Source organism: Pseudomonas sp. EL_65y_Pfl1_R83 (genome assembly GCF_963970695.1).
Taxonomy (GTDB): domain Bacteria; phylum Pseudomonadota; class Gammaproteobacteria; order Pseudomonadales; family Pseudomonadaceae; genus Aquipseudomonas; species Aquipseudomonas tritici.
The window spans coordinates 1-555 of the sequence record NZ_CAXAQI010000193.1; the positions used below are offsets into that span (position 1 = coordinate 1).

A 555-nucleotide genomic window follows, 5' to 3' on the forward strand; every position below is an offset into this window, starting at 1 on the left:
TGTTCGACGCAACGTCGTCGAGGACCGAAGCGTTGTTATCAATGCCGTCGGCGATGACGTCGGCGTTGTTCTCGATGGCGGCTGCTTCAGGGTTCTTGTGGCACGCAGCAAGCGACAGGGCACCGGCGGCAACGAGAACAAGGGCGATCTTCTTCATGCAATTGCTCCCAAGCAAATTAGCAGTTTCACGAACGGCCCAACGCCGTCGCGAAGGCTCGTGGCATAACGTCCTGCTGCGGTGCGTCAATCTTAAATTCGCCATAAGTCACCGCAAATGCCACCTTTCCGCCACATTTGCGACGGGTTGAGTTATGGTTACTTCTTTGGGGTCACTGCGCCCATCGCTTCGGGCGCATCGGCGACGATCGCGAGCAGCGTGGTCCAGGCGGCGACATTCTGGCGGAGTTGTTCCGGGTCGATACGATCGAGCGTGTCCTCGGGCGTGTGGTGATAGTCGAAATAGCGCAAGCCCGATTGGTTAAGATCAACTGCCGGAACGCCGGTCTTGAGCGTTGGACCGACATCGGTTCCGTCACCCCCCACACCCGCACCACG

1 protein-coding gene is annotated in these 555 nt (G+C 58.9%); it reads right to left on the reverse strand.

Going from position 1 to position 555, the window contains the following annotated elements:
* Positions 1 to 315: 315 nt before the first annotated feature.
* Positions 316 to 555, reverse strand: a 240-nt coding sequence (locus AACY08_RS28365) for a M28 family peptidase (protein WP_339472416.1), incomplete at its 5' end; no start/stop codon positions are given.